The sequence below is a fragment of the Syntrophomonas sp. UBA5494 genome (assembly GCF_002426325.1).
In genome coordinates, this window is sequence record NZ_DIPG01000135.1 from 1 (window position 1) to 9,238 (window position 9,238).

A 9,238-nucleotide genomic window follows, 5' to 3' on the forward strand; every position below is an offset into this window, starting at 1 on the left:
TTCCCGGTAATCTTTAAGTTCGTCTAGGAAATACTAAGGGCCGGGTCGAGACCACTGAAAAAGTAGTCTTTTAAACCGCCATTGCGTACTTTCTAGTCCAATCTGATCGGTTAATCAATAATCGGCGCTGCAGCAACTGTCCAAAATAAGTATTCAGGTCTTGTAACGCGGTGTAACGAGGTCACCCCTTCGCAGCATAAGTCACCGCTCCGAACCCTTCCGGGCATCGCGGTGCAGGAATTCAATGCCGTTCTGGATCATGTCTTCAGCCACCTCGGCCAGCTCCTGGGGGGATGCCTCCATGCCGCCGTCGAGCCAGGCCTGTATCAGCCCGATGCAGCCGGCTATGGTGTAGGAGGCGAAGTATCGATAGCGCTGGGCGTCGTTTTCCGGCCAAGTTTTCATCAGCGAGTACAGGCACCTCTCTTCCACCAGCTTCTTCAGCTTCTCCACAAAAGCCATATCGCCATAGGGCCCCAACAGCATTTTGCAGAAGGTGTGGTTGTCGGCGATATACTGCAGCATATCTTGGATATAAGGCTTGGGGGTATCGGTCATAGCCAGGGGAAAGCGCTGCGTTATTTCCTCCAGCTCCTCAAGCATCTCCGCTTCGATTTGTGACAGCATGTCATGAATATCCCGATAGTGCAGATAAAAAGTGCCCCGGTTGATATCCGCCAGGTTGACCAGCTCCTGTACGGTGATGTTGTTGCGTTTTTTTTCCAGCAACAGGGTGGCCAGGCTCTCCTTGAGGATTCTTTTGGTCTTGCGGATGCGCCGGTCAACTGGTTTTTTTTGACGGCTACTCATTAAATCTCTGCCTCCGTTTCAATTAATGAATACTCCGGCGGGATTTGTTCAGTAATGGACAAAAGCCCTTTTTATTGGTCATTGCACAATCTTGTAATAAAACTATAATATAATTTGAGACTATAATCAACAGATGTATTTTAATAACTAACTGTTCATTAAAATACTATATGTCAATTATAACAGCGGGCGGTGATCAGATGTTGAGGAAAGGGGAGCGGCGACAGGATGATTCTCCCCGGGGCGGCGATTTCAGAGGGCATGCCATTGTGGATTTTATTTTGCACCGCAGTAAACTGATAGAAAAGATTTTTGCGGTGATTTTCATCATCAGCGCCATCTGCATACCTTTTGTGGGCGTCAATTATGATATGAGCAAATATCTGCCTCGGGATATGTCTTCCAAAGTGGGCATCGCCCTGATGGAAGAGGAATTTGGTTATCCGGGCACGGCCCGAGTCATGATCAGTGACGTCTCCATCTATGAAGCCAAGACCTATAAAGACCGCATCGCCGGCATCAGCGGAGTAGACAGCGTGATTTGGGCGGATTCGATGACTGACATCAACCAATCCAACCTGTTTATACCCTACGAAGAGATCGAGGATTATTATAAAGACGGTTATGCGGTGATGGATATAACCTTCACCGGCAATGACTCCGCCCGCAGCACCCGGGAGGCCATCAAGGCCATAGAAAACATGTTGGGGGATAAAGGATATTTCAGCGGGCCGGCGGTGCAGGACAAATTTTTAAACGATGTGCTGGCCAAAGAGATGGTGCTCATATTGATCTTCGGCATCCTGCTGATTTTAGCCATTCTCACCCTGGGCACCCATTCCTGGTTTGAACCCGTCGTTTTTTTGACCGTTATCCTCATATCCATCGTGATCAACCTGGGCAGCAACATCATACTGGGCGAAATCTCCTCCATAACCCTGAGTATAGCCGCGGTCCTGCAACTGGCCGTGGCCATGGATTACACCATCATCCTGCTGGATAATTTCACCAAGGAGAGGAAGCGCCAAATCCATGTGGAAGAGGCTTTAACCAATGCCATCAGGAAGAGCATCATTCCCATCGCCTCGGCAGGCATTGCAGCCATCGTGGGGTTTTCCGCCCTGGTCTTGATGCGCTACTCTATCGGCCAGGATATCGGACTGGTGCTGGCCAAAGGGATCGCCATCAGCCTGGTGACCGTTATGCTGCTCACCCCGGCCTTTGTATTGCGATGGTATAAACTTATTGAGAAAACCGAGCATAAGCCGCTGGTTCCCGCCTTCGACCGGGTGGCCGATAAGATCCACCAGTATCGCTTTGTCATCCTGATAGTATTGTTGCTCTTGGCAGTTCCATCCTATGTGGGTAAAAGCATGAACGATTTCAGTTTTGGCAACCAGGCCATGGGCCTGACCCCCGGAACACAGATTTATGCAGATGATCAGAAGATAAGTTCTGTATTCGGCCGCCATAATTTAGTCATGGCTCTGGTTCCCAACAGCTCCATGGTTACTGAAGCCAAGCTCTCCGAAGAGCTGGAGGCCCTGCCTTATGTGAAATACGTGACCTCCCTGGCCAACTCCCTGCCGGACGGGGTCACTCCGGATATTCTGCCCGACAGCGTAACCAGCCAGCTGCATTCTGAAGATTATGCCCGCATACTAATACCCATCAAAACCGGTGCAGAGAGTGAACTGGCCATCAACAGCGTCAAAGAGATTACCGAGCTAGTAAAACAATACTATCCAAACAACTCTCATGTAATTGGCGCTACTCCCTCGACAATGGATATTAAAGCGGTAATCGTGGAAGATTGGCATAGCATTGATAAGCTGTCCCTACTGGGAGTGGCCCTGGCCATCATGCTGACCTTCCGTTCCCTGGCCCTGCCCATCGTACTGATGATCCCCATCGAAATGGCAATTTTCATAAATATGACGGTTCCCTACTTGATGGGCGACCGCATCATGTTTATGGGCTACATGATCGTCAGCTGCCTGCAGTTAGGGGCTACGATCGATTATTCCATCGTGATGACCTATCATTACCTGGCGCAGCGTAAAGCCCATGGCAGAGTAGAGGCCTCCAAGCAGGCTTCCGCGGCCAGCATGCTTCCTATCCTGACCTCAGGGCTGATCTTGTCGGTGGCTGGTTACGGGATCACCTTTTTGTCCAGTGTATCGGCAATTGCCGACCTGGGCCACTTGGTAGGCAGAGGAGCTTTGCTGAGTATGTTCATGGTCATCGCCCTGTTGCCCAATCTGTTTGCCTGGACCGACCGGCTGATTATCTTTGGCGACAGCCAGGTGATGCCGATAAGTAAGTTGTTTAAACGAAAAAAATATAAGAAAACCGAATTTGAAGCAGGGGAGGAAGAAAATCATGAAAACGCATACTAGAATGAGGGTCTGCAAGGGATTAGCAAGAAAAATAAGCGCCGCAGCACTGGCGGCGGTATTGAGCATAACTTTCATACTGCCCGGCCCTGCTGTCTATGGGGCCGCCCCTACGGTCACTACCGATGAAACGATATATATCAACCTGGATTATTATGGCGGCATCGAGGCTGTGAGTGTGGTCAAGAGCTGCAGTCTTAATGGAATAAGCCAGTTCCAAGACTATGGGGTCTATGAAACGGTGACCAATATGTCTGGTTACGATGCTCCGGTGGTCAACGCCGACGGGGTGTATTGGGATCTGGGCCAAACCTCCAATCAACAGCGCTTTTATTACAGCTGTAAGGTAAAAAACGATGCCGTCACACTACCCTGGACTATGGATGTGGATTACAAACTGAACGGGGTGCCGTGTGAGGCCGGGAATTTAGCCGGCGCCGCCGGTCTGGTGGAGATCAATGTTCATGTCAAACCCAATGAGCAGGCCAGGGATTATTACAAAAACAATATGCTGCTGCAGGTGGCAGCCTATATAAACACCGAGGAAGCTTATAGTGTAGATGCTCCCGGCGCCCAGCTCCAGTCTCTGGGGACCTACAAGGTAGTGCTATTTGCCGCCCTGCCCGGGGAAGAGGACACCTTCACCATCCGCATCGGCACTGACTGCTTTGAAACCCGGGGTATTACCATGATGATGATTCCGGGAACACTGAGGCAGATGGAAGATATCAAGGAGATCAAGGAAGCCAAGGATACCATCTACGATTCGGCCGATGCCATATACAAAAGCATGAATGAGCTGATGTATACTGTGGAGAGCATGAATGCCGGGCTCAATGATTTGAAACGCGGCGCAATTGAAGCGGAAGAGGCTCGCCAGACTTTGAGCGCCGGCAAAGACCAGATGTACGCCTACGGGGAAACAGCCTTGGAAGATATGGCCAATGCCAATATACAGCTCAAGAAGATGATCCCCTATTATAAAACCGGGCGTAAAATGACCCGGGATCTTGGCGACGACATCGGCGGTCTGGTGGATGCCATAAAGGAAATGGAGGGGCCCCTGGAGGATATGAACGGTTCACTGCGCAATGCGGTGGGTGATCTGGAAGACTTGCAAGGTATGATCTACCTGCTCAATACCCAGATCGAATCCGCTCTCAACGAATTGGGCCAGGTGGCGCAGGCGGGATTGGCCACGCCCTATGAAGCCATCCAGCTCAAGGGCCATGCAGAAATAGCCGCTACCATAGGTGAGTATTCCGGCCATATAGATTCGCTGTTGGGGGAGACTGCGGCTATGGCCGACACCAGCGCGGAAATCATGGACATCACCCAGGATCTGATCGATGAAACCGTGGATTTGGATGGTACCCTGGATGGATACCAGGACGATATCCTTGATCTGCTGGACGACTGTCAGATTCTCACCGAACTCATGAACAGCAGTATTGATAGTACATTTAACTTCTTGACTTATTCCAAAGGACTGTTACAGGTGAGCGGGGATCAAATGGACGGAGCGGCCGCCTCATCTTTGAAGGGACTGACCGATGTGCTGGACAAAAGCATATTGGGGCTATCCACCGTGACTTCCATGCGTGCTGCCAATGACACCATCAAAAAAACCATTGATAATGAATTCGATAAAATTGAAGAGGAAAATAATTTCTTAAATCTGGATGCTAAAGCCGAACTGATTTCATTTACTTCGGACAAAAATCCGCCCCCCACCAGTATTCAAATCGTACTGCGCACCGCAGAGATAAGTCTGGATGACGGGGGCGACAATAGTTGGGACCTGGAAATCCCCAAACAGGATATCGGGTTTATGGCCCGGCTCAAAAACCTGTTCAATAAAATTTTGCAGTTATGGCCCTCCAGAAATCATAGTAATAGTTAAGCGGAAGCCGTAGAAATCTCCATGGTGCCGGCTAGACTTGCGGAGCTGCTTCTCTTTGCACCCAATCCAATACCGGTGTCAGGGAGCCGCCGCCGGGAAGAAATATGGCTTTAACACCCTGGCTGTACAGATATTCAAAATCCCCAGGGGGGATCGACCCTCCGCCAAAAATAAAGATTTTGGTATTCCCGGCGCCATTTTCTTTAAGACCCTTGGCTATTGCCGTCAGGAAGTGGCGATGCGCGCCTGACGAGCAGCTTAACCCCAATAAATTAATGTTCTTCCCGATGGCCATATCCACAATTTCCGCCACGGTTTGCCGGCGGCAACTATACAATACTTCAAAGCCCGCTTCGCGCAGCAGCCTTACCAGCAGTTTGGCGCCCTGGGGATGCGTATCGAGTCCTGGCTGGGTGATCATTATTTTCATACCTTTAGAGGACATGATTTTTTCCTCCTCCCTAATATATTCCGGGATCCCGGTATTCGCCAAAAACCTCCCGGTAAACATCGCATATTTCCTGGATGCTGCTGTAGGCCTTGACCGCTTCAATGCAGTAAGGCATCACATTTTCTCCCTTTTTACAGGCCTGGGCGAGATCTTCCAGGCACTGGCGCACCTGTCTGTTGTCGCGTGTTCTGCGGACGCTGTTCAGGCGTTGGATTTGCTCGGCTTCAACACGGTCGTCTATTTCCAGGAAAGGAATATCGATTTTTTCTTGGGAATAATATTTGTTTACTCCAATCATGATTTTGTCCCCGGCGTCGATTTGGCGCTGGAATTTGTACGCGGCGTCCGAAATCTCCAACTGGGGAAATCCTTTCTCAATGGCTGCCACCATGCCGCCCATTTCATCAATTTTTTCAATATACTCCCAGGCCTGTTCTTCCATTTTATTGGTTAAAGCCTCTACGCAATAGGAACCGGCCAGGGGGTCGATGCTGTTGGCCACCCCGGTTTCTTCGGCGATGATCTGCTGAGTACGCAAAGCGATCTCCACGGCATGGTCCGAAGGCAGGCAGAGCACCTCATCCAAAGAATTGGTATGCAGAGACTGGGTTCCGCCCAATACCGCCGCCAGGGCTTCAATGGCAGTTCTGACCACGTTGTTGTAGGGCTGCTGGGCTGTCAAAGAACAGCCTGCCGTCTGGGTATGGAAACGCATCCACATGGAGCGCGGGTCTTTAGCCTGGTAGCGGTCCCGCATGGCCTTGGCCCAGATCCGGCGCGCAGCCCTCAGCTTGGCGATCTCTTCGAAAAAGTCGATATGGGCGTTGAAGAAGAATGAAAGCCGCGGTGCAAATTCATCCACCGCCAGGCCTTTACGGGCTATGATATCCTCTACGTATTCCATGCCGTCACGCAGTGTAAAGGCCAGTTCCTGCGCCGCAGTCGAGCCGGCTTCCCTGATGTGGTAGCCGCTGATGCTGATGGTATTCCATTTGGGCACATACTTGGCGCCAAATTCGACCGTATCGCTGATCAGCCGTACGGAAGGCTCCGGCGGGCACATAAAAGTTTTTTGGGCAATAAATTCTTTCAACATGTCATTTTGAATGGTTCCGCCGATTTCGCTCAAAGGTACGCCCTGGCGTTCGGCCGCCGCGCAGTACATGGCCCATAGAACGGTAGCCGGCGGATTGATGGTCATGGATGTGGTGACCTTGCCCATAGGGATGCCTTTAAACAAGGTCAACAAGTCATCCAGGGTATCGATGGCGACCCCGCATTTGCCGCATTCTCCGCGGGCTTTGGGCGAATCGGTGTCATAGCCCATCAAGGTGGGAAAATCAAAGGCGGTGCTTAAGCCGGCGTTGCCGCTCTGCAGCAGCATGTGCCAGCGCCGGTTGGTATCCTCGGCGCTGCCCATTCCTGAAAACATGCGAAATGTCCAGTATTTGCCCCGATATCCCGTAACCTGGTTGCCGCGCAGGTAGGGGAACTGTCCGGGGTAGCCGATGTCACGAGCAAAGTCCATGTTTTGAATGTCCTCTGGCGAATAAAGCCGTTCGATTTCCAGATCGGAAACGGTTGACCAGCGCTCTTTCTGATCAGCTTGTTTGGCTGTGCTGCGGCGCACCTCATCTTCCCACTTTTTTCTCAACTGGCCCGACTGCTCCCATGTAGTCACATCAAACATTTGATCACCTCCTGTTTTTATAAACGGAACAACTTTGTATCTAGGGCAGAAAGCCGATATTTTCATCAAAAACCGTCAGATTCTTCAGACCCTGCGGGGTTACCACCAGGGTGTTTTCGATGCCCACCGCGCCTTCGGGGAAAACGAATTTAGGCTCCAGGGCGAAAACCATGCCTTCTTCCAGCGGCACATCGTAGCCCCGGGCTATCACCGGAAGTTCATCCAGTTCGATGCCGATCCCGTGTGCGATAAACCCTATCGGACCGGGATAACCCTAATGATCGCTCCGTCCAGATCTTTCTCTTTCATCAACTCCTGCAGGCGTGCGGTTCGCTGTTCCAATTCCACCCCCGGAGTGCAGCGCGTTGGTTGATAGTTCATACATCTCCCTCCTTCATGTTTTAAACCCAATGTAGCACACAAGAAGAGGCTGGAAATCCAGCCCCGTTAACACTTATACTCTTTAATACTTTTTAGGGCGGGGTAATTTGCCTTCCCCTTAAGCAGACAGGTGTTTGCGGGGATGTTGGTTTTAACATGGTAGTTTAATGGGTGGGCAATGGCTGCCACATGGGTGGGCAAACACGTCACATCAGTGGAAATAGCGGGCATCGGTTAACATGACTGTGCCTGAACTATCTCGATTGACGTAAGGCTTGCCGGTACTGAAGCCCGGCGGTTCTGGCTAATTCAATATTTTGTTTAACGAGGTGTGTTCTAATGAAAATGAAGCCATGCCATAAATTGAGTACTGCTGTAATGTTGTTCGCGTTAGCTTAACGTCCGCAGGCTGAATCCAGGTGATCACAGCGCGCCGCTGCAGCCCTGCTGGGAGTTCTGGGAGTTGACAAAAGTGTGGTAGAAAATGTGAAACCAGACTAGACACTAACAGGCAAAAGAACCGACCCCATGCCTCCTGTGTCTTGCAGAACTATGCAGGAAAAAGTGAAGAGGTAAATGGATAATCATATTTAATTGGGGGGTGAATTCATTGTCATCAAGTTTTAAAAAGGGCCTGGTGCTGACCTTGGCAGCCTTATTTTTATTGCTCAGCCCCTGGAACACAGCAGCCATTGAAGCTGAATTGCCGGAAGGAACTGTGGAGATTGCGAAATTTAATTGCATAGACGGCCAATATGTATTCGAAAGGCCCGCAGGTAATCAAGGTATGGTTGTGATCGGTCCTGGCGCAGACGGAGATGGAGGTTCATTCACAGCTTCCGTTCCTATTGCTGCAGTAGTGGTTGCAGGAGGGGGTGGTTTCAGCTGCAAAACCTATTCGCCGCCGGTAACATCGGGTACGTTTGATAACAATGGTTTGCCTGAAGAAGGCTCCGCCCCGGATATCGAATATGTAATCTTTGCGAGACCGCTAAACGATCATGCTCCTCCGGTATGGCCGGCCGGGAGCAGCCTTACCGCCAGCGATACTGGCAGTACATGCACCACCCTTGAGTGGACAGAGGCAACCGATGACACCGGCGTTACCAAATACAGGATTTATAAGGATGATGTTCTCCTGACCACGGTGGCAGGAACGATTAATAGTTATGAAGTAACCGGGCTTTCTTCCTCGACCAGCTTGAATTTCAGGTTGAGGCCGGTGACGGCGGCGGAAATTGGACCAAAGGACCCGCCGTTACGGTAGAGCCGCCGCGACTTTCATTGTCACCACACTGGAGGACATCGTGGCTGCAGGCGACGGAATACTATCCTTGCGCGAGGCTATCCAGGATGCTTCGGCAGGTGACAGCATCCTATTTGATTCCAGCTTAAAAGACGGCGCCATTACGCTTTCATCCCAACTCGACATCGGCAAAGACCTGATCATTGACGGCGGAGAAAATGAAATCACCATCAGCGGCAATGACAGCTGCAGGGTGTATAATGTGTCTTCGGGAAACGTTGTCTTGAAAAACCTGAGCTTGTGTGACGGTAACGCTCCTGAAGGCTCCGGCATCGTAACCGCGGTATTCCCTAAAACCAAA

9 protein-coding genes are annotated in these 9,238 nt (G+C 50.8%); 4 read left to right on the forward strand and 5 right to left on the reverse strand.

Annotation, left to right across the window (positions count from 1 at the left end):
* Positions 1–201 precede the first annotated feature (201 nt).
* Entirely contained in the window at positions 202–810 is a 609-nt protein-coding gene (locus B3W37_RS15260; protein ID WP_483171636.1) for a TetR/AcrR family transcriptional regulator, read from the reverse strand.
* A gap of 170 nt (positions 811–980) precedes the next feature.
* Here B3W37_RS15260 and B3W37_RS15265 point away from each other — a divergent pair, with 170 nt between their 5' ends.
* Together B3W37_RS15265 and B3W37_RS15270 are read left to right on the forward strand one after the other, a co-directional pair.
* Positions 981–3,209, forward strand: a complete 2,229-nt coding sequence (locus B3W37_RS15265) for an efflux RND transporter permease subunit (protein ID WP_483176300.1) — start codon at positions 981–983, stop codon at positions 3,207–3,209.
* Complete coding sequence (locus B3W37_RS15270; protein WP_483176301.1) at positions 3,193–5,109, forward strand: hypothetical protein; 1,917 nt, start codon at positions 3,193–3,195, stop codon at positions 5,107–5,109. Before B3W37_RS15265 ends, B3W37_RS15270 begins: the two co-directional genes overlap by 17 nt.
* A gap of 31 nt (positions 5,110–5,140) precedes the next feature.
* Here B3W37_RS15270 and B3W37_RS15275 read toward each other — a convergent pair whose 3' ends face one another.
* From B3W37_RS15275 to B3W37_RS15290, 4 genes are read right to left on the reverse strand one after another with little or no spacing between them, the layout of a single operon-like run.
* Positions 5,141–5,554 (reverse strand): cobalamin-dependent protein, encoded by a 414-nt coding sequence (locus B3W37_RS15275; protein WP_483176302.1) that lies wholly within the window; start codon positions 5,552–5,554, stop codon positions 5,141–5,143.
* A gap of 16 nt (positions 5,555–5,570) precedes the next feature.
* On the reverse strand, positions 5,571–7,250 hold the full coding sequence (locus tag B3W37_RS15280; RefSeq protein ID WP_483176303.1) for a methylmalonyl-CoA mutase family protein: 1,680 nt from the start codon (positions 7,248–7,250) through the stop codon (positions 5,571–5,573).
* Between the two features lie 40 nt (positions 7,251–7,290).
* On the reverse strand, positions 7,291–7,509 hold the full coding sequence (locus B3W37_RS15285) for a M24 family metallopeptidase (protein WP_483171738.1): 219 nt from the start codon (positions 7,507–7,509) through the stop codon (positions 7,291–7,293).
* A complete protein-coding gene (locus B3W37_RS15290; protein WP_483171641.1) occupies positions 7,506–7,631 on the reverse strand; it encodes a hypothetical protein in 126 nt (41 codons plus the stop codon). The genes B3W37_RS15285 and B3W37_RS15290 overlap by 4 nt, the downstream gene beginning before the upstream one ends.
* 610 nt (positions 7,632–8,241) lie before the next feature.
* Between B3W37_RS15290 and B3W37_RS15295 the strand changes: the two genes are divergently transcribed.
* Entirely contained in the window at positions 8,242–8,898 is a 657-nt protein-coding gene (locus B3W37_RS15295; RefSeq protein ID WP_483176304.1) for a fibronectin type III domain-containing protein, read from the forward strand.
* Positions 8,870–9,238, forward strand: a 369-nt coding sequence (locus tag B3W37_RS15300; RefSeq protein ID WP_483176305.1) for a hypothetical protein, incomplete at its 3' end; no start/stop codon positions are given. The genes B3W37_RS15295 and B3W37_RS15300, both read left to right, overlap by 29 nt.

Bases quoted from the DNA above. Each gene is read 5' to 3' on its own strand.
- B3W37_RS15260 (WP_483171636.1), bottom strand. From the start codon at position 810: ATGAGTAGCCGTCAAAAAAAACCAGTTGACCGGCGCATCCGCAAGACC.
- B3W37_RS15265 (WP_483176300.1), top strand. From the start codon at position 981: ATGTCAATTATAACAGCGGGCGGTGATCAGATGTTGAGGAAAGGGGAG.
- B3W37_RS15270 (WP_483176301.1), top strand. From the start codon at position 3,193: ATGAAAACGCATACTAGAATGAGGGTCTGCAAGGGATTAGCAAGAAAA.
- B3W37_RS15275 (WP_483176302.1), bottom strand. From the start codon at position 5,554: ATGTCCTCTAAAGGTATGAAAATAATGATCACCCAGCCAGGACTCGAT.
- B3W37_RS15280 (WP_483176303.1), bottom strand. From the start codon at position 7,250: ATGTTTGATGTGACTACATGGGAGCAGTCGGGCCAGTTGAGAAAAAAG.
- B3W37_RS15290 (WP_483171641.1), bottom strand. From the start codon at position 7,631: ATGAACTATCAACCAACGCGCTGCACTCCGGGGGTGGAATTGGAACAG.